Annotated in this window: 20 protein-coding genes and 3 tRNA genes; 7 read left to right on the top strand and 16 right to left on the bottom strand. The window is 68.0% G+C overall.

The genetic code is table 11. The features are described from left to right. Window positions 1–34: 34 nt before the first annotated feature. The 4 genes from AC0KTA_RS25850 to AC0KTA_RS25865 all read right to left on the bottom strand — a co-directional run bounded on the left by AC0KTA_RS25850 (window position 35) and on the right by AC0KTA_RS25865 (window position 5,798). The gene (locus AC0KTA_RS25850; RefSeq protein WP_481050606.1) at window positions 35–1,960 is read right to left on the bottom strand and encodes an ABC transporter ATP-binding protein; all 1,926 of its coding nucleotides are present in this window, start codon (window positions 1,958–1,960) and stop codon (window positions 35–37) included. After that, window positions 1,960–3,693, bottom strand: coding sequence for an ABC transporter ATP-binding protein (locus tag AC0KTA_RS25855; RefSeq protein ID WP_481050607.1), 1,734 nt, complete (start codon window positions 3,691–3,693; stop codon window positions 1,960–1,962). The genes AC0KTA_RS25850 and AC0KTA_RS25855 overlap by 1 nt, the downstream gene beginning before the upstream one ends. Before the next feature lie 228 nt (window positions 3,694–3,921). Continuing rightward, on the bottom strand, window positions 3,922–5,364 hold the full coding sequence (locus AC0KTA_RS25860; RefSeq protein WP_481050608.1) for an FGGY family carbohydrate kinase: 1,443 nt from the start codon (window positions 5,362–5,364) through the stop codon (window positions 3,922–3,924). A gap of 131 nt (window positions 5,365–5,495) precedes the next feature. Next, window positions 5,496–5,798, bottom strand: a complete 303-nt coding sequence (locus tag AC0KTA_RS25865) for a YtxH domain-containing protein (RefSeq protein WP_481050609.1) — start codon at window positions 5,796–5,798, stop codon at window positions 5,496–5,498. Window positions 5,799–5,966: 168 nt separating this feature from the next. Here AC0KTA_RS25865 and AC0KTA_RS25870 point away from each other — a divergent pair. The 4 genes from AC0KTA_RS25870 (at window position 5,967) to AC0KTA_RS25885 (ending at window position 7,848) form a co-directional block, all read left to right on the top strand. Further along, window positions 5,967–6,039 (top strand) — tRNA-Asn (locus AC0KTA_RS25870). Window positions 6,040–6,044: 5 nt separating this feature from the next. Next, window positions 6,045–6,117 (top strand) — tRNA-Asn (locus AC0KTA_RS25875). 322 nt (window positions 6,118–6,439) lie between these two features. After that, window positions 6,440–6,513 (top strand) — tRNA-Ile (locus tag AC0KTA_RS25880). Window positions 6,514–7,068: 555 nt separating this feature from the next. Continuing rightward, window positions 7,069–7,848, top strand: coding sequence for a site-specific integrase (locus AC0KTA_RS25885; protein WP_481050610.1), 780 nt, complete (start codon window positions 7,069–7,071; stop codon window positions 7,846–7,848). A gap of 214 nt (window positions 7,849–8,062) precedes the next feature. On the opposite strand, the gene AC0KTA_RS25890 is transcribed toward AC0KTA_RS25885, so the two are convergent. Next, entirely contained in the window at window positions 8,063–8,764 is a 702-nt protein-coding gene (locus AC0KTA_RS25890; RefSeq protein WP_481056563.1) for a response regulator, read from the bottom strand. A 10-nt stretch (window positions 8,765–8,774) separates the two neighbouring features. Beyond that, window positions 8,775–9,914, bottom strand: coding sequence for a sensor histidine kinase (locus AC0KTA_RS25895; RefSeq protein ID WP_481050611.1), 1,140 nt, complete (start codon window positions 9,912–9,914; stop codon window positions 8,775–8,777). 136 nt (window positions 9,915–10,050) lie between these two features. On the opposite strand from AC0KTA_RS25895, the gene AC0KTA_RS25900 reads away from it, so the two are divergent. Further along, window positions 10,051–10,257 (top strand): hypothetical protein, encoded by a 207-nt coding sequence (locus AC0KTA_RS25900; protein ID WP_481050612.1) that lies wholly within the window; start codon window positions 10,051–10,053, stop codon window positions 10,255–10,257. A 48-nt stretch (window positions 10,258–10,305) separates the two neighbouring features. Here the strand turns inward: AC0KTA_RS25900 and AC0KTA_RS25905 are convergent, their stop codons facing one another. The 5 genes from AC0KTA_RS25905 to AC0KTA_RS25925 all read right to left on the bottom strand — a co-directional run bounded on the left by AC0KTA_RS25905 (window position 10,306) and on the right by AC0KTA_RS25925 (window position 12,390). After that, on the bottom strand, window positions 10,306–10,677 hold the full coding sequence (locus tag AC0KTA_RS25905) for a hypothetical protein (protein WP_481050613.1): 372 nt from the start codon (window positions 10,675–10,677) through the stop codon (window positions 10,306–10,308). 27 nt (window positions 10,678–10,704) lie between these two features. Further along, on the bottom strand, window positions 10,705–11,163 hold the full coding sequence (locus AC0KTA_RS25910; RefSeq protein ID WP_481050614.1) for a tyrosine-type recombinase/integrase: 459 nt from the start codon (window positions 11,161–11,163) through the stop codon (window positions 10,705–10,707). Window positions 11,164–11,181: 18 nt separating this feature from the next. Further along, window positions 11,182–11,331, bottom strand: a complete 150-nt coding sequence (locus AC0KTA_RS25915) for a hypothetical protein (RefSeq protein ID WP_481050615.1) — start codon at window positions 11,329–11,331, stop codon at window positions 11,182–11,184. A 361-nt stretch (window positions 11,332–11,692) separates the two neighbouring features. Next, window positions 11,693–12,139, bottom strand: a complete 447-nt coding sequence (locus AC0KTA_RS25920; RefSeq protein ID WP_481050616.1) for a hypothetical protein — start codon at window positions 12,137–12,139, stop codon at window positions 11,693–11,695. Then, window positions 12,139–12,390, bottom strand: a complete 252-nt coding sequence (locus AC0KTA_RS25925) for a hypothetical protein (protein WP_481050617.1) — start codon at window positions 12,388–12,390, stop codon at window positions 12,139–12,141. Before AC0KTA_RS25925 ends, AC0KTA_RS25920 begins: the two co-directional genes overlap by 1 nt. 135 nt (window positions 12,391–12,525) lie before the next feature. On the opposite strand from AC0KTA_RS25925, the gene AC0KTA_RS25930 reads away from it, so the two are divergent. Further along, window positions 12,526–13,830, top strand: coding sequence for a P-loop NTPase family protein (locus AC0KTA_RS25930; RefSeq protein ID WP_481050618.1), 1,305 nt, complete (start codon window positions 12,526–12,528; stop codon window positions 13,828–13,830). A gap of 516 nt (window positions 13,831–14,346) precedes the next feature. Here AC0KTA_RS25930 and AC0KTA_RS25935 read toward each other — a convergent pair. Then, window positions 14,347–15,081, bottom strand: coding sequence for a helix-turn-helix domain-containing protein (locus tag AC0KTA_RS25935; protein ID WP_481050619.1), 735 nt, complete (start codon window positions 15,079–15,081; stop codon window positions 14,347–14,349). A gap of 1,003 nt (window positions 15,082–16,084) precedes the next feature. Here AC0KTA_RS25935 and AC0KTA_RS25940 point away from each other — a divergent pair. Further along, entirely contained in the window at window positions 16,085–16,543 is a 459-nt protein-coding gene (locus AC0KTA_RS25940; RefSeq protein WP_481050620.1) for a hypothetical protein, read from the top strand. Between the two features lie 29 nt (window positions 16,544–16,572). On the opposite strand, the gene AC0KTA_RS25945 is transcribed toward AC0KTA_RS25940, so the two are convergent. Genes AC0KTA_RS25945 through AC0KTA_RS25960 form a run of 4 tightly spaced genes read right to left on the bottom strand, consistent with a single transcriptional unit; the run spans window position 16,573 to window position 18,840 of the window. Further along, a complete protein-coding gene (locus tag AC0KTA_RS25945) occupies window positions 16,573–16,821 on the bottom strand; it encodes an NUDIX hydrolase (protein ID WP_481050621.1) in 249 nt (82 codons plus the stop codon). Continuing rightward, window positions 16,818–17,066, bottom strand: a complete 249-nt coding sequence (locus AC0KTA_RS25950; RefSeq protein ID WP_481050622.1) for a hypothetical protein — start codon at window positions 17,064–17,066, stop codon at window positions 16,818–16,820. The genes AC0KTA_RS25945 and AC0KTA_RS25950 overlap by 4 nt, the downstream gene beginning before the upstream one ends. Further along, window positions 17,063–17,665 (bottom strand): 3'-5' exonuclease, encoded by a 603-nt coding sequence (locus AC0KTA_RS25955; RefSeq protein WP_481050623.1) that lies wholly within the window; start codon window positions 17,663–17,665, stop codon window positions 17,063–17,065. Before AC0KTA_RS25955 ends, AC0KTA_RS25950 begins: the two co-directional genes overlap by 4 nt. Continuing rightward, complete coding sequence (locus tag AC0KTA_RS25960; RefSeq protein ID WP_481050624.1) at window positions 17,662–18,840, bottom strand: radical SAM protein; 1,179 nt, start codon at window positions 18,838–18,840, stop codon at window positions 17,662–17,664. Before AC0KTA_RS25960 ends, AC0KTA_RS25955 begins: the two co-directional genes overlap by 4 nt. Window positions 18,841–18,858: the final 18 nt, after the last annotated feature.

An 18,858-nucleotide genomic window follows, 5' to 3' on the forward strand; every position in this document is an offset into this window, starting at 1 on the left:
GGGCGCAACGGCACCCCCGTCGCCGGGCAACAATTCAGTCGACCTCAGCCACCGCCTCCGCGAACTGGGCCTTGTACAGCCGCTCGTACGCCCCACCCGAGGCCAGCAGCGCGTCATGCGTGCCTTGCTCCACAATCGCCCCGTCCTCCATCACCAGGATCGTGTCGGCGTCCCGGATCGTGGAGAGCCGGTGCGCGATCACGAACGACGTACGCCCATGCGCAAGCCGAGCCATGGCCTTCTGAATGAGCACCTCGGTCCGGGTGTCCACAGAACTGGTCGCCTCGTCGAGAACAAGAATCACCGGATCGGACAGAAACGCCCGAGCAATGGTGATGAGCTGCTTCTCCCCGGCGCTCACACCGGTCCCCTCGTCGTCGATGACGGTGTCGTACCCGTCCGGCAAGGTGCGGATGAACCGATCCGCGTGCGCGGCCCGAGCCGCCTCCTCGACCTGCTCACGCGTGACGTCCTTCGCGGCCCCGTACGCGATGTTCTCCGCGATGGTGCCGCCGAACAGCCAGGTGTCCTGGAGCACCATGCCGATGCCGCCGCGCAGTTCGTCGCGTGACATCCGGGCCACGTCGACCCCGTCGAGCGTGATGCGCCCGCCGGTGACCTCGTAGAACCGCATGAGGAGATTCACGAGCGTCGTCTTGCCCGCGCCCGTCGGGCCGACGATGGCGACCGTGTGCCCCGGTTCCACCCGCAGCGACAGGTCCTCGATCAGCGGCTTGTCCTTCTCGTACCGGAACGACACGTGCTCCATCTCCACGCGCCCGCGCAGGTCCGCGGGCCGCTCGCCCGGGACCGGGTCGGCCTCCTGCTCCTCGGCGTCGAGGAGTTCGAAGATCCGCTCGGCGGAGGCGACGCCGGACTGGACCAGGTTCGCCATCGAGGCGACCTGCGTCAGCGGCATCGAGAACTGCCGCGAGTACTGGATGAAGGCCTGCACGTCACCGATCGAGAGCGCCCCGGAGGCCACCCGCAGACCGCCGACGACGGCCACGAGCACATAGTTCAGGTTCGACATGAAGAACATCAGCGGCTGCATGATCCCGCTGTTGAACTGCGCCTTGAACGACGCCTCGTACAGCGCGTCGTTCTGCTCCGCGAAGGCCTTCGCGGACTCCTCCTGGCGGCCGAACACCTTCACCAGGGCGTGCCCGGTGTACATCTCCTCGACGTGCGCGTTCAGCGCGCCCGTGGACTTCCACTGCTGCACGAACTGCGGCTGCGAGCGCTTGCCGACCTTCGTCGCCACGACGAACGACAGTGGCACGGTCACCAGCGCCACGAGCGCGAGCAGCGGCGAGATCCAGAACATCATCGCGAGTACGCCGACGATGGTGAGCAGCGAGTTGATGAGCTGGCCCATCGACTGCTGCAGCGTCTGGTTGATGTTGTCGATGTCGTTCGTGGCCCGGCTGAGCACCTCGCCGCGCTGCCGCTTGTCGAAGTACGACAACGGCAGCCGCGACAGCTTCTCCTGCACGTCGCCGCGCAGCCGGAACACGGTGCGGTTGATGGCCCGGTTGGACAGCCGCGTGGCCACCAGCATCATCAGGCCCGCCAGCACGAACGCGGCCGTCGCGAACAGCAGCACGGAACCCACCGCGCCGAAGTCGATGCCCTCGCCCGGCGTGAAGTCGAGTCCGGAGAGCATGTCGGCCATGCCGCCGTCGCCGCTCGCGCGCAGCCGGTCCAGGGCCTCGCCCTTGGACTCGCCGTCGGGCATGGTGCGCCCGACGATGCCCGCGAAGATCAGGTCGGTCGCCCGGCCGAGGATCTTCGGGCCGACCACGGAGAGCGCGACGCTCAGGACGACGGCCGCGAGCATCCCGTACATCGTGGCCCGCTCCGGCCGGAACTGCGCGAGCAGCCGCTTCCCGGAATTCTTGAAGTCCATGGACCGGGAGTCCGGCCCCATCATCGGTCCACCGAAGCCACCAGGGGGCATTACGCGGCCTCCGCTTCCGTCAGCTGGGAGAGGACGATCTCCCGGTACGTCTCGTTGGCAGCCATGAGCTCGTGGTGGCTGCCGGTGCCGACGACCCGGCCCTCGTCGAGGACCACGATGCGGTCGGCGTCACGGATGGTCGACACCCGCTGGGCGACGATCACGACGGTCGCCTCCCGGGTCTCGTGCGCGAGCGCGGCCCGCAGCGCCGCGTCGGTGGCGTAGTCGAGCGCGGAGAAGGAGTCGTCGAAGAGATAGATCTCCGGCCGCTGCACCAGGGTCCGCGCGATGGACAGACGCTGGCGCTGCCCGCCGGACACATTGGAACCGCCCTGCGCGATGGGCGCGCCGAGCCCTTCCTCGAGCCCCTCGACGAAGTCCTTGGCCTGCGCGACGTCGAGCGCGTGCCACAACTCGTCGTCCGTCGCGTCCGGATTGCCGTACCGCAGATTGCTCGCCACGGTCCCGGCGAACAGATACGGCTTCTGCGGTACGAGACTGACGGTGCGGGCGAGCAGCGCGGGCTCCAGGGTGTGCACGTCGACGCCGCCGACCAGGACCTCGCCCTCGGTGGCGTCCATCAGGCGCGGTACGAGGCTCAGCAGCGTCGACTTGCCGCTGCCCGTCGACCCGATCACGGCGGTCGTCTCGCCGGGGCGCGCGACGAGGTCGATGGCCTTGAGCACCGGCTCCTCGGCGCCCGGGTAGCGGAAGCCGGCGCCGCGCAGCTCCAGGTGGCCGTGGCCGCGCAACTCCCGCACCGGCTCGGCGGGCGGGACGACGCTCGTGTCGGTGTCCAGGACCTCCTGGATGCGCTCGGCGCACACCTCGGCCCGCGGGATCATCATGAACATGAACGTGGCCATCATCACGGACATGACGATCTGCATGAGATAGGCGAGGAACGCGGTGAGCGCGCCGATCTGCATGCCGCCGTCGTCGATGCGGTGCGCGCCGAACCAGACGACGGCGATCGACGACAGGTTCACCACCGTCATGACGATCGGGAACATCAGCGCGAGCAGCCGGCCGGTGCCGAGCGAGACCTCGGTCAGCTCGGCATTGGCGCCCCGGAAGCGCTCCTTCTCGTAGCCGTCGCGCACGAAGGCGCGGATGACGCGGTTGCCGGTGATCTGCTCGCGCAGCACCCGGTTCACCGTGTCCAGGCGTTCCTGCATGGTGCGGAACAGCGGCCGCAGGCGCCGCACGATCAGGCTGACGCAGATGCCGAGCACCGGCACCACGGCGAGCAGCACACCGGACAGCGGCACGTCCTGGCCGAGCGCCATCACGATGCCGCCGACGCACATGATCGGCGCCGAAACCATCAGCGTGAACGCCATGAGCACCAGCATCTGCACCTGCTGGACGTCATTGGTGGTCCGGGTGATCAGAGTGGGCGCGCCGAAGCGGCCCAGCTCCCGCGCGGAGAAGGACTGCACCCGGTCGAAGACGGCGCCCCGCACGTCGCGGCCCAGCGCGGCGGCGGTGCGGGCACCGTAGAGCACGGCACCGATGTTGCAGACCATCTGCACCACGGTCACGGCGAGCATGAGGGCGCCGTACGTCAGGATGTAGCCGGTGTCCCCCTTCACCACGCCGTGGTCGATGATGTCGGCGTTCAGGGTGGGGAGATAGAGCGAGGCGCAGGTCTGCAGGAACTGCAGGAGCACCAGCAGGGCGATGGGCTTCTTGTACGGATCCAGATGGGTCCGTAGGAGTCGTATGAGCACGCTCGTCTCTCGGCAGAGTCTCGGACGGGGGAGGGGTCGGCGAAGTCGCCCACCATCCTGCGCCACCGCACCCGTCCCTGTGCAAGCGATTAACCCATGACCGGGTCAAAAATCAGCCCTGGTCAAGAAGTGGGCACACTGAACGCTTTTGGTCACTCACGTAGCGCTGCGGAATGCCCCCTTCCGAGGGGGAAGGGGGCATTCCGGGAGAGGAGGGAGAGCGACGCCTCAGACGACCGAAGTCCCCGTGAACGCCCCCGGATGCGTCTGCTCCCGCACCGTCACGTACTGCTGCCGCACCGCCTGCCCGACCGCCAGCTCCTCGCCCGGCTCGAAGACCTGCGAGACCGCGCCCTGCCACTGCGGCAACTGCCCGGTCAGCGCCCAGGCGGCCTGCCGCGCGGCGCCGATCGCGGCGTAGTCCGCGGGCTGTACGACGACGACCTGCGTACCGAACAGCATCGGCGCGATCGCCCGCACCGCGGGCAGCTCGGCGGCGGGCCCGAGGAGGAACACCCGGCGCACCTCGACGCCGCGCCCGCGCAGCACGTCGAGCGCGTCGCCGAGCCCGCAGAGCATGCCCTCGAAGGCGGCGCGCGCCAGGTGCTCGGGCTTCATCGACTCGCGCCGAAGCCCGGTCAGCGTGCCCGCGGCGTGCGGCAGGCTCGGCGTCTTCTCGCCCTCGAGATAGGGGAGCAGCACAAGCCCGTGGGCGCCGGGCGTCGACTTCAGCGCCAGGTCGGACAGCGCTTCCAGGTCGGGCAGGCCGAGCATCTCGGCGGTGCCGCGCAGCGCCCGCACGGCGTTGAGGGTGTGCACGACGGGCAGGTGCATGCCGGTGGCGTCGGCGAGGGAGGTGATGGTCCCGCTCGCGTCGACCAGCGCCTCGTGGTGCACCGCCATCACGGACCCGGAGGCGCCGAGCGAGACGACGGCGTCGCCGGGGCTCACCCCGAGCCCGAAAGCCGCGGCCATGGTCTCGCCGGTGCCGGCCGAGATCAGCAGCCCCTCGGGCGTCGTACCGGCCGCGTCCGCGGGCCCGATGACCTCGGGCAGCATCGCCTGGTGCCCCAGGGCGAGCTCCACAAGATCGGGGCGGTACGCGCCGGTCGCCGCCGACCAGTACCCCGTGCCCGAGGCCCCGCCCCGGTCGGTGGTGCGCCGCGCGGGCCGCCCGAGCAGCTGCCACACCAGCCAGTCGTGGGCCTGCATCAGGAGCTGGGTGCGCAGCGCGGCCTCCGGCTCGTGCTTGGCCAGCCAGCGCAGCTTCGTCACGGGCAGCGGCGCCTGCGGCACACAGCCCACGGCCTGCGCCCAGGCCTGCCGGCCGCCGAGCCCGTCGACGAGATCGGCCGCGGCGACCTGGGTGCGCGGGTTGTTGCCGACGAGCGCGGGCCGGACCGTATTGCCGTGGGAGTCCATCGGCACCAGCGCGTGCTGCTGCGCGCACACGCCGATCGCCTGCACGCCTTCGAGCAGTCCGCCGCCCGCGGCCTCGCCGAGGGAGAGCAGCCAGGCCTGCGGATCGACGTCCGTCGGCCGCCCTCCGCCCTCCGCGGTCTCCAGCGGATGCGGGGCATGGCCCTGCCTGAGTACGGCACCCGTGTCGGCGTCACAGACGACGATGCGTGTGAAATCCGGCGAACTGTCCAACCCCGCGACTATCCCCATGCCAAGGATTCTGCCGCACGACGGGCGATGCCCCGCACGGCTGTCCGGGCGGGGCATCGTCGTCGCAGGTGGCCAGGTGTGACAGGTGGCTGGATGGCCAGGTGCCACAGGTAGCCAGGTCTTACAGGTGGCTAGGTGTTGCTGGTGCCCCAGTCGTCCTCGGTGTCGCCCTGCCCGCGCTCGCGCAGCGACCGCACGCGGTCGGCCACGGAGTCCGGCATCCGGTCGCCGACCTTCTCCGACACGGAGTGGAAGGCCTTGCCCGCCACGTCCCGCCCCTGCTGCGCGGCGGACTCGACGGTGTTGCGCACGGCCGGGTTCTGGGCGACCTCACGGACGGACTTCTTCAGCTGCTCGTAACGCTCGCGTCCGGCGCGCGTCCCGAGCACGTACCCGAGAGCCAGTCCTGCCACGAATGTGAGCCGGTAGCGCATGACGGCCACCCTTCCCTTGCCTCGACTGTCCCGACGTCGGTCGCAGGGGATACCGATTGGCGGAGCACCCCCCTGCTTGCGCTAATGTATGTGTCGCAGCAAGCGCCCGCCGCCCGGGAATCCCCAGGTAGGTGACATTGTTGCAGTGACTCCGTCACCAAGGGTCATTCCCCTGTAGCTCAATTGGCAGAGCAGCCGGCTGTTAACCGGCAGGTTACTGGTTCGAGTCCAGTCGGGGGAGCTCGGTCTCCTGTAGCTCAATTGGCAGAGCAGCCGGCTGTTAACCGGCAGGTTACTGGTTCGAGTCCAGTCGGGAGAGCTGTGTGCGAGGACCCCTGAGGCGCCGTCAAGGCACCCGGGGGTCCTTCGCCTCCCCAGTCGGCCCCCACCCCCCCACCCGGGACTCGACCCGGACTCGACCGAGCCCCAGCCGCCCCTACCCGTGTCCCGAACCGGCCCTCGTGCGCCCCTTTCGAGCCCCTCAACAATCCTTCGTACGTGCTCGTTTCGCCCCTGGTGGAACCGCGCGGGCCGCAGCGGGGTCCTCATGGTCGTGCGTAGCCGACCAGCCGGAGCAGGAGATCGTATGAGCGGCTATGCTGCGGCAGACGGCGCGCACAAATGTGCGCGACGCGCCGTTAGGGGCGGTAGCTCAGCCGGTTAGAGCAGCGGACTCATAATCCGTCGGCCGTGGGTTCGAGTCCCACCCGCCCCACCCATGCAGAATCGATCTGGCCTGCGGAAACGTCACTCCGCGGGCCTTTTCGCTGGGCTGGTTGCCGCACCGTTGCCTCACGCGACGTCTCTGCGATGTCCGCCATGGCTCACATCAAGATCCACACGAGCAAGTCTGGCACTGTTTCGTACCGGGTCGTCTGGCGTGCCGGAGGTACCCGCGAGGGCAAGTGGCAGGGTGAGACCTTCGACGACGACGCGATGGCGAATCGTTTCCGCGACCTGGTGAACGGTCACGGACAGCAATGGCCGCCCGGCTGGGTCAAGGGCGAGGGGTTCGTCGAGCCGAGCGAGCCAGCTTGCCCCGCCGAAGAACTGTTCCCCGCCTACGCTCGAAAGTACGTCGAACTACTGACGAACATATCCGGGCATACGCGCACCAATTACGAGAGGTTCATAGAGAACCACATGACCCCGTGGTTCCGGGAGCTCGCCGTGTCGGATCACGCGAACAAGATCACGCGTGATCACGTCAGCCAGTGGATCAACGACCTCAAAGAGGGGCGCCCGGGACCCGCACCACGACCCCGGCACCGTGCGGCGGGCATACGCGCCGAAGACCATCGCCAACCTCCACGGGCTGCTCTTCAGCGTCCTCCAGACCGCTGTGACCGCCGACCCGCCGCTGCGCGACTCGAACCCTTGCGCGCACACGCGGCTGCCGAAGGGGGACGAAGTCGAGGAGGAAGAGGTCTTCCTTGAACGGGAGGAGTACGCGCTCCTTCGTGCACGCCTGAAGGAGGACGCGGTGGACCTTGTCGATGCCTTGGTGGGTACCGGCCTGCGCTGGGGAGAAGCGACGGCGCTCCAGCCGCGCGACTTCACGTTCACCGGCAACCGACCCAAGGTCCGCGTGCAACGGGCATGGAAGCGCCGAGCGGAAGGCGGCACGTACCTCGGAGCCCCCAAGACGAAGAAGTCCCGGCGCACCCTGGTCCTCACTCCTGATCAGGTGAAGCTGTTCCAGCGGGTATGCCGGGGCAAGCAGCCACAGCACCTGATCTTCACGGCTCCCGGGGGAGGGGCCTGGCACTCCGGCTTCTTCTTCGCCCACCGATGGAAGCCCGCTCTGGACGCCGCCAACGGCGCCGGCCTGACGAAGAGGCCTCGTGTCCACGACCTCCGCCACACGCACGCCTCGTGGCTGATAGCCAGGAAGGTTCCGCTGCCCGTCGTCCAGGGGAGGCTCGGCCACGAGTCCATCACCACCACGGTCGACCGATACGGCCACCTCCTGGACTCCGCCGACGACGAGGTGGTGGCCGCCGTGGAATGGGCTATGAGCCCCGCGGGCGCGGCGACTGCCGCGGCATGAGTTCAGCGGGCACGGGTAACAGCCCTTTCCCTGAGAGCCGAGGATCTGACGACCGTTCGGCTCCCCAGCCGGCAACTCACCTTCGATCGGCAGACGGAAAGCGCCCGTCGACTTGAACCGGTCCTCGACCGTATTGCCGCGAGATGGCCTGGCTCGGTGGGGCCGGCGACCCTCGGGGCTGGCTGCCGGTACGAGCTTCTGCCCTGAGCCGCGCTCAGAGTGCCGCGCCCGCGTCGTACACCACGAGGGCGATCTGCACGCGGTTGTTGAGGTCCAGCTTGGCCAGGATGCGCGAGACATGCGTCTTGACGGTCGGTACTGACATGTAGAGCTCTGCCGCGATTTCCGCGTTGGTCTTGCCCTGCCCCACGGCGACCGCCACTTCCCGCTCCCGGTCGCCGAGCAGCGCCAGTTGTGCCCGAGCCCGCTCGGCTCGGGGCTCGCGCCCCCCGTCCGTTCCCTCCGATACCTGTGCGATCAGCTGCTGTGTTACCGCGGGTGAGAGCACCGGCTCGCCCGCGACCACCTTCCGCACCGCCGCCACGATCTCCTGGGGTGGGGTGTCCTTCAGCACGAAGCCGGCGGCGCCCGCGCGCAGGGCTCGCAGTACGTGCTCGTCGGTGTTGAACGTGGTCAGCACCAGCACCTCGGGGGGATGGGGTATCTCCTGTACGGAGCTTCCCGGAGAGCTTGGGAAAGGGCGAGCGCGCAACGCCTCGGTAGCGGCGAGGCCGTCCATACCAGGCATCCGGATGTCCATGAGCACGATGTCGGGGGAGTACTCGGCCACCAACGCCGCCACTTCAGCCCCGTCTGCGGCTTCGGCGACCACCTTCACATCCGGCGCGCCTCTGAGCATCAGCCGCAACCCGGAGCGCACCAGCGGGTCGTCGTCGACCAGGAGTACTCGGATCATGTCGGTCACGTTAGCGGCCCGCCGCCTTGGTTCCGCCCCAGGGCAGCCAGGCACGCAGCACGAAGGAGCCGCCCCGAGGGCCGTGTTCCAGCCGCCCACCGGCCAGCTGGGCGCGTTCGCCGAGCCCGATCAGGCCATGCCCGGCACCCGGGATCGTTGTTCCCGGGCTACCCGGGAGCGGGTTCGTCACGGCCACCGTCAGCCCTTCTCCGGGCCGGCCCGACACGGCGACCGTGATCTCGTTGTCGGGCGCGTGCTTGCGGGCGTTTGTCAGGCCCTCCTGCACGATGCGGTACGCGGTTCGGCCGGTGACGGCGGGAAGCGTGTCCGCATCCTTGGCCTCCTGTTGGTATGTGACGCCCATCCCGGCCTCGCGGGACTCCGCCACCAGCCGCCCCACGTCCGCCAGCGTCGGCTGCGGCCACCCTTCGGCCCCGTCTGGGCCCGCCGTCGGCGCCCGCAGGACACCAATCACCTCGCGCAGGTCCTGCAGCGCCTGGTGCGCGCTATCGCGGATCACCTCGGCCGCGTGCTGGATATCTGCCGCGGGGGCGCTCGGGTTGAACTCCAGCGCCCCCGCATGCACGCTCAGCAGCGACAGTCGGTGGGCGAGGACGTCGTGCATCTCCCGGGCAATCTCCTCCCGTGCCTGTCGTCGGGCCTCGTCGGCGGCCCGGGCCGCGCGTTCCTCCAGCGACGCGACCAGCGCCCGCCGGGAGCGTACGTACAGCCCCCAGCCGATAGCGCCCGCCACCAGCGCGAAGTAGGTGAGGGCCGAACTGGCCGCCTTGGACCCCGTATCTGTCCCCTGCGCCAGAAACACGAGGAACTGCACCAGTGTGACCGCCGCCAGCCAGGCGGTGACCCGCCGTTGCCGATGCACCGCAACCGTGAACAGAGCCACCAGCGTGGCCCCGGTCAGGTGGTGGAAATATGTCCCGGCCAGCATCAGCACCACGGCCAGCTGCACCGGCCACCGCCGTCGCAGGAACACCAATGCGCAGGCCAGCCCGCCGGCCACCTGGTCGGCGATCTGCTCGCCGCCGGACATGCTCTCGTCCAGGTGCACCGAGTCTGCTGTGACCACAGAGAAGGCCACGGCGAAGAGGAAGAAGGCGATGTCGACGACCCAGTCGCGGCGGTTGCGCATACGGCCGAATCTACGTCTGCAGCGCAGCCGCCGACTCCTGCGTGCCGCGGGTCGATACCTTCGGACTACAAGCCCGCCTACCCCGTGTACCAATGACCGATACTGGCCCTGAACGGGGGTTTCTACTGTTCAGGGCATGAAGGGCATTCTCGGTTTCATCAGCTTCACGTTCATCGTCGGCGGCCTGCAGGGCATCGTCCACGAAGCCTTCGGCAAGTGGATCCCGCTCATGGGCTTCATGAAGCACCTGTACATCGACGGCTACGAGATCTACATCAGCATCGCGCTCATCGTCCTGGGTATCGCGGTGGGCACCGCCGCGCGGAAGGCCCCGAAGGAGTAAAAGCCGCTCAGATGGTCAGTGTTGAGCGGACGGGTGGCAGAGTGCTGATCAGGGACGAGGCAGGAAGGATGGGATTCCGAGGTCGACTGAGCGGCCCGGTTGCTCAGACCTTTGGGCCTGCTTCCGTTTCTCGCGCAGGAACTGCAGTGTGAGGTCGATGCCTTCGATCTCACCCAGCCAGCCCTCGGTCTCTGCTTGCTTCCGGCGGGCTTCCAGATCCTCTTCCAATTCGTTGAGACGTGACAGTATCTTGGGATTCACCTGAAGCATTGGGCAACGCAGACAAGCTTGCTCATGTTGGCAAGGTGTTCCATAGGGGCGGGCGCAATTTCCCAGTTCAACCTTGCGGCGGTCGAAGTGCTCGTGGAACTCATCCCACTCATCGGACGTCGCCCATCGGTACTCTTCGACAGGGCGCACGGCCCGACGGCGAGCCAGGTATTCCTGCTAGTGACGTACGACATCCTCGTTGAAGACGGCTACATAGCCGCCGGTGGTTTCGATGTTCAAGTGGCCCAGCAGTGCCGCACCGATATGGGTGGGGAGCCCGTTGTTGACGATCTCGGTAGCGAACAGGCGGCGGAAATCATGAGGGGCGAACGTCAGGTCGACGAAGGCCGGGTTCGACTCGGCGAGTTCGCGGCAGAGCGTCCTGATCCGATTGGCCATCGTGTGAGGGCTGATCACGCCTCGGCCGCCTCGTGAGCCACGTTGGAAAAGGAAAGGCATGGATGCAGACCACTGTCGCTCGTGCGCATCGCAGCGCTGGAGAGGAGGAACAGATCTCTGCTCGCCGGTGATATGGCGACGAATCACAGATGCGATCACATGGAAGAGCTCTGCCGACATGGGAATGACGCGCTCTCGGTCGGTTTTCGACGGCGCAATGACCAGGAGGGCGACCACCTCGCCGTTCGGCCTTTGCTACTGCCGGATGCTGAGCTGCGTCAGCTCGACAAGTTCCTCGATCCGGACCCCGCTCAGCCTCAGTGTCTCCACGTAGGCCCAATCCCAGAAGGCGTCTTCTTCTGCTCCTTCGGCATGGATTGCCTCGCCGGTGGCGAGGTCTTCCACCCGCACCGGCGCTTTGGAGTGGCGAGCTTTGCCTGGTCAGCTCGGCTGTTCGTCCGGCGGTAGGAGCGGCCGGCATGAGTGAACTCCTCGCCGGGCGGGATACCTGCCGCGGCCTCAAGCAGGGCGCGCGACTTCCTGTGCTTCTTCTCCACGTGCTCGACCAGCGTGGGCGGAAGCGGCTGCCGTTCACGAATGCGGTTGTCGGTCCGTTCCTTCGCTCTGCGGCGGCCGCTTCGCGCGGAGTGCACCTCGTGCCGGGGGGGCAGGGCACGGTACTGCCCAGACGCCTCACCGTTCCGGCTCTTCAAGAGCCCGCCGGTTCACCGCGGACAGCGGGAACAGGCCGGGCCCAATGCCTTCTTCACGCGGCTCCGGAGCGGCCGTCGTCCGGGTCTACGACCACCGGAACTGCCGGTGCTGGAGCGGTGGACGGCGCCGCTGTCGAACGTGTGGAACGTGATCGCCGGGTGCGCGGACGCTCCGCACGAGCACGCAGTCCTTCGATGACCTCCTTGGCCCGAGCAGCGGCTACAGGCTTCGCCTCGCGTTCCAGGTCATCAGCCGGTATCCCCAATAGCTGCGCGACCAGTTCGGCGTCGTTACCGAAGAGCCGCAGAGCAGCCGCCGCTGCCTCCCGCGCCGCGACGTCCGCGGCCTCCTTCGCCGCCGCCGCGTCCGCGGCGGCCTTCCGCGTCGTCAGGACGTTCGCTGCCGCCAGCTCCCGCGTCTTCGCCTGGAGGGCTTCGACCTCCCGCACCCGGCGCCGGAGTTCGGCCGCACTCACTACTGCCGTCGAAGCCGTTGCCATCAGCTCTCACCGCCGAGGTTCTGCGGGGTGGCGGTAGCGGCCAGCACCTTGTCGGCCGCCTTGACCATCTGTTGGGCCAGCCGATCTGCCACCTGCCGCAGCCCCTCGTTGTCCAGTTCGGATATCTCCTTGCGGGATGGACACCAACGGCCGTCCGCGACCTGGTGGTGCACGATGTCCTCCACCTCACCGATCAGGGCCTGGACGGCTTCCTCAATTTCAGCGCGCTGGTGCTCGGAATACCTGCTCATGACCCGCACCGTAGGCACGGGCCCGGGAAGAATTCACATGACGGCAGTCGGTGCCGGCCTCAGGACATTCATGCCTCCGGCGGGTCCTCTCTCGGAGGGGGAGGGGCGAGTCGCTCAGGTGCCGCGACGTCGTGGTTGCGGGGAAGAGGGCGGGGTTCCCTCCTCGATCGGCCGACTCACGCGATCACCGGCCACAAGTCCCAGGGCCTGAGCATCCAAGAAGCCCTGGTCTACGGCCCCGGCGCGCAGGCGAACGCGCTCTACACGATGATGAGCCGCGACAAAAAGGAATCCCACCTCTTCCTGCCGCTGTCCGTCTACGAAACCGACGCCGACCGCGCCCGCGGAGGCGATGCGCTCACCGACCAGGAACAGCTTGACCGCGCTGTCACGGGCCTCATCCGCGAGATCGAGAGCGGCACCGAGGAGCGCATGATCCTCACCGAACTCCCGAAGAACGCCGTCCCCGCCCATGTCCAGCAGGCTGTGGCCGACCTGCCCGTCCCAGGCGCTCCTGGAAACGGTGACCCACATGAGGACGTCGGCCCCGAGGACACACCGCGGCCCGAGCACCAACGCACCCCGAGCGCTGCGGAGTTGCCCGCGATGTCGACCCCGGACGCCGATCCGATAGCTGACCACCCGTACGCACACCTGAGCAACGCGGCCCTGCACGAAGCCATCCGCAAGGCAGCCACCGCCACCCGGGTCACGGGCGGGGCAGCTAAGAAGGCCGAAGCGAAGGCCGACCGTGCCGAACAGCAGGCGGCAGCGGGCACCGGCCCGAATGCCCTCGCCCTCAACCGTCGACACCAGGACCTGACCACTCGGGCCGAGGCGATCCGTGAAATCCGGGCCCTAGACGGCGCCATGGCACACCACATCGAGGGACAGCGCGGCACGGACGAACGGCTACGGCAGCTCGAAGAGCAGCTCACGGCCACCGGTCGATTCGGTCGTCCCGCACTACGCGGCAACGACCGCGCTCGCGCCGAAGCGGAACGCGACCAGCTTCATCAGCACCGTGACGAAGGTGCCCGGGAACTGGAGACGCTCCGCGCACGGCTCCACGACGTCGCCGCAGTCGCCGGACCTGTCGCAGAACATGAGGGCGTACTCGCTGAAACGGCGATGCTCAAGCGGGACAAGGCGGCGTTGCTTCGCCGTGCGCAGGCCAAGGACAACCAGGCAGCCGAGAACCTCCGCACCCAAGCGACCGGGGCCCGGAGCACTGCCCGGGGAGCTGCCCACCGCGATGCCGGCCTGCGTGGTGAACTCGCCCGACGACGCCAGCCCGGCGCACAGCAACATGCCGAGGCCGAGCGGCCCCCGGCGCCGTCGCGAGCACCGAATCCCAAGAGCCCGTACGCCAACCGCACAGCCTCCGACGTTCAACAGCACATCTCGCCGGAGGAACCTCCGGGAGAACCGCGGCTTTAGAAGCTGTTTCACATCTCCTTTTCGCAGGTCACGGCATTGTGAGGAGTGAGCCGGTTCTGGTTTCCGTTCAGTTTGGCGTCGTTGGACGGGCAGACGAACGGCAGGAACGGTCAGGCGGCGGCCGCGAGCTGTTCCTGAGCCATCACCGCCGCGGAGCGGCGGGTTTTGGCGGGCGAGCCGACTGGCCATGAGGGTGATGAAGGCCCACTGGATGTGGGCTTCTGCGTGGGCCATCCATGCCCGCAGCGGCATCGAGGTCGCCGACCTGCTGGTGACGATGCGCCCGGCCGGGCGGCACCGTTCGTCGGCCACCTCCTACAAGCCGTTCTTGCAACACGTCGCCTCCGGCAGGCCCGAGCGGACCAGGAAACCCTGCAGGGCACCGCCGCGTTCTATCCCGGCGACATCCCCCCGGAGCCGGCCGCCACGGTCTCCCGACGGCTAGCCGTGCAGTCCGGCGGGGCTCCGCCAGCCCAGCACCGCCGCCTGCACCGGACAGGGCGAAAGGCGGCAGCTTCAATGATCGGCGACATTGACCAGGCGTCCTTCGACAGGAGCTCTGCCTCGGGATGCGGCATGGTCGGCGCGAAGGCGTAGCTGTGCGGGGGTGAGTCCGGCTAGGTCGCGGAAGTCGCGGTTCATGTGTGCCTGGTCGTAGTAGCCACACAGAGCCGCCCGGTCAGCGAGCGACCGGCAGGCGTCGGACGGCAAGGTGAGCGCCCGTTGAAACCGCAGGATCCGGCTGACGGATTGCGGCGGCAGTCCGATCTGCTCACGGAAGAGCATCTGTAGCCGCCGTTTGCCGTGGCCTGTGGCGTCGGCCAGATCTTTGGCGGATAACTGCCCGTGGCAGGCGCGCAGCCGGCTCCATGCCTCGACGGCGACTGGCGAGGGCGGTGGAACGTCTACCAACCTCCGGGTCAGGGCGTTGTCGATAACCGTCCAGCGACTTTCCCAATCCGGCACCGCAGCGAGCTGCTCGGTGAGTCTTGCTGACCAGCCGGTGCCGAGTACCTCGTCCGGGTGCACGTGGCCGTTGGCCACGTGGTGCAGCGGCAACCCCAGGCACATGTACGCGCCGAGTGGAGTGAACTCCACCTCGACCGCCTCCGCGACACCCTCATAGCCGCCCTTCACCGGCGATGTCCGCAGACCGGCGAGCATCGCATGCCACGTCGTCCGCGCCGTCAGACCGCTCCCGGCCCCGTGGAACAGGCCCAGAGGGTCGCCCCAGCCAAGGATCAACGTCACGGTGGCCGCGGGAAGACTGAGCCGGACCGGTCCCCGCCCCGCAGTGCGAAGACCTCGGTACATCACCACCTGGGCCCGTAACCGCTCGGGAGCACGACGCTCCACATGCTCACCCCTGTTCCTCGACTCCATGGACGCTTCAACCTCCGCCTGAGACCCCACACCGTGCGTGCGCCTGGCATGTCCCGTGAAGAGAGTGCGCCTTCGTACAAGGCGATCGCCCAAGCTCCACAGCAATCTGGACACACACCGGAGTTCGACGCAGGGCCGAGGGCGGCTGCGGCATCGCGGTGTCTCGCCATGGTTTCGGGCGAGTCCGAAACCATGGCGAGAACGCGACGAAGTTAGCAACAGCTACACGCCGGACGGCCCTGCCGCTGGACGCCAACGCATCTCGTCAACCAGACCAGGGAGCACCATGAACATTCGACGCATACTCACGGGTGCCGCCGTGACCGCAGTGCTCGTAGCCGGCCTGCCCACGGCCACCGCGCAGGCCATCCACGTGGCAGGCTCCAAGGCCTCTCCCTGCAACTACGGCACACCGACGAATGACGAATTCTGGTTTGACGAGACAAAGGACAGCACCCCTGTCCGCTCGGGTCCGTACGAAGTCTGCGACAAGGTGTCGGCCAACCTTCCCGCCGGAGCCCACCCTCGACTGGCGTGCTTCGTCGTTAACGCTCACGGGAACACCTGGTCCTACTCGACCGGTACCCGAGGATGGATCTACGACGGGCATTTCGAGAATGGTGGGGCCCAAACACGCTGCAGCTTCTAGGCCCACTCTGGCGTAAGACTTCTTCATGGCAGCTTGCTTGGCCCTGCAACACGCTTTAGGTGGCGGCGAATCCCCCTGACGCCATGGCCAGCAGCCAGCACGCGAAACTTCACTGCTTGGCGGCCTCAACTCACCGATTTGCACTCAGCGGAAACAGTCGCAGGCTGAGGGGATGGCCGATCCACTCCCCAGAAGAAGCTCCACCACTCCAGGAGAATTGACATGCTTCGATCAAGCAAGGCGGCCATAGCCATCAGTGCCCTCAGTTCCGGTGTCGCCCTGGCCCTGCTCCCGTCGTCGGCTTCTGCTGTAGTAGCCGCGTCACAACTCTCGGGATCGTCCTACAAGAACTGCTGGATAGCCAGAGGCTGGTACGAGTATCAGCAGGATGGAAACGGCGGTGCCTACCCGAAGTACGACACCGCAGGCGATGCCTTTATTGCAACGGAAGCCGACTGCGACAGCTGGATTGACGACGGTATCCTGCAGTACTCAGGCTTGAAATACCGGTCAGGGTCCTGGCAGCAGATCCCGTGGACGAGTCTCCCCGAGGACGATGGCCCGCACCACTACGGTTACGACCTCGAATTCAATGACGTGCGTGACATCCGCCTGCGTGTCTGCAACATCCAAGACCGCAGTCAGCCCTCGAAGGTGTCCGGCTGCGGATCGGTGAGCTGACGATTCTTAGCTTGACTCGCCCGGGATGCCTATTCACACTCCCTGGTCGCTCTCCGGCCGCCGCCCCGCAGTGCCCGCTGGGCGGCGGTCTCAGGGGATTCCCCGGCCTCAACGGAGCCGGTCGGAAGGGTGATGTCACCGTGGCCGGTGGCGTCGGCGACGAGCAGGGCATCGGCGCCGACGGGCACGAGGAGTATCACCCCGACGACCGGGGGCCGCCAGTTCTCGTACGGGGCCCGCGGGCGGACAGTGCCGCGGGCGGGCGCGGCCGCGGTCACGAGCGTCCACCTTCACCGGCGGCGTTGACGATGTCCGCGAGGTGCCGGTGGTTGCTGGTGCTGGGCATGTGCTGGTGCATCTTCGACAGCGGAACGAGCGCGGTGCGGCGGTCCCCGAGCCTGTCGGTTCGGGCCACAAAGGCGCCGTGGGCGCGCAGTTGGCTCTCGATGACCTTGAGGAGATGGGTCTCGCCGGTGGAGTGCGTGCCCATCACGCCGATGCGTAGGGCCTGAGTCGAGGTCACCACAGCATGGGGTCCGTTTCTGGTTCGGGGACTCCCGGCAGGCCGGGCGGCACGGCCGCGGCGACGAGCCGGTCCCAGGTGTCGTAGTGGTCGGCCATGGCGATCAGGAGCTGCGCCGCGGCGTAGGCGTCGAACGTGGCGCGGTGGCGCTGGGCGGGAGCTGCGCTCAGGTCCGGCTGGACGTGCGTGATCAGGGCGTCGAGGGAGTACTTGGCGAGGCCCGGGTAGGTGGCCTTGGCCAGCCGGAGTGTGTCGAGCACTCCGGCCGGTTGCCACTGCGGCAGGTGCGCGGTGAGCACCTTGTAGTCCACGTGCGCGTTGTGGGCGCAGATCCACGCGGTGCCCAGGAAGGCGTGGACCTTTTCGGCGATCTCCTCCCAGCCCGGCTCCTGCTCCAGCCGCTCGTTGGTCAGGCCGTGGACGCCCGCGGCGAAGGATGTGACCGGGCGGTGCGGCCGGGTGAGCCACCAGCCCGCCGTGCTCGTGTCCGGGTGTCCGCCGTGTACGGGGAGGGCGGCGGCCTCGACCAGGTCGGGCGGATTGCATCCGTTGCCCTCGATGTCGACGACGAGCAGCGGGGGCCAGGAGGAGAAGTTCATGCGGCGGTGGTTCCGTTCCCCGCCTTCCAGCCGATCGGGGCGCGGCCGTGCTGGCGGTAGCGGTGGGGCTTGTCGCGGTCGTGGCACTGGTATCCGAAGCCGTGTTGGAGGTAGTACCGCGGCGGCTCGTCCAGTCCCTCGACGACGATGGCACGGTCGGTGATCTCGATCGGGCCGGTCGCGCCCAGACCACGTGCTTCTTGGGTGACGGCCGTCAGGTCGGGCTTGACCCACGCGGCCTGGCACTTGGCGAGCTGCTGGGGCGGGCAGATGTCGCACAGTTCCCGGATGCCGTAGTGCCCGTTGTAGTCGGCCTCCTGGTGGGCGTAGGCCACGCCGCAGGAGGTCTTGCGGAACAAGGCGTCCCAGGAGCCGTCCTGTTCGAAGGCGTCGAGTATGCGCTGCTCGGTGGCCTCCGGCCGGATCTTCCGTCGGGCGGTTTCCTCGTAGGGCATCGGAAGGCCATGAGCCTGGTAGTACGCGGCGATCTCCTCGCGGAAGAACAAACCGGTGAACACCGTGGCGTGCGCGTGCTGCGACAGCTCCCGGGCCCGCGCGATGTCGGCGTCGGCGTCATTCAGACCGGGCACGATCGGCCGCCAGTACAGGATGGTGCGGTACCGCTCGGCGTGCTCGTACAGGGTGCGCAGACTCGTCGCGGCGATGCGGGAGTCCACGGGCTCGATGGCCGGATCGGCGATGTGGGAGTGCGTGACCAGGACGGTCAGGCGCAGGTGCTGGAAGCTGTTGAGGACGGCGCAGTCCTCGGGGGTCACCCTCCAGCGGGTGATGATCAGAACGTGGTTGGTCAGGCCCCGCTCGTCCAACTGCCGCAGCACGTTGAACAGGTGCGGCTTCACGGTGGGCAGCATCGGGTCGGTGGCACGGTTCAGGAGCTGGAGGGGCGTTTTGTGGGCCCGGAAGTACGGGTTCCCCAGGAGCCGGATGACTGCCTCCTCATCGCTCATGAGTCGGCGGGGAACCTTCATCTCGAAGTTGTCGAAGAGGTGCCGGACGCAGTACCCGCACTCCAGCGGGCAGCCGACAATCCAGTTCAGCGACAGCCCCGACTTGCGGTACTCGATCACGTCGGCGAGCGCCGGCTGGAGGCCACCGACCGCTTCGGGGGACAGGATCGGCAGGGCACGGCGGGGCGCTGTGACGGGGACGGTCATGGAGTCCTCCACAGAGAC

Source organism: Streptomyces sp. Y309 (assembly GCF_056712025.1).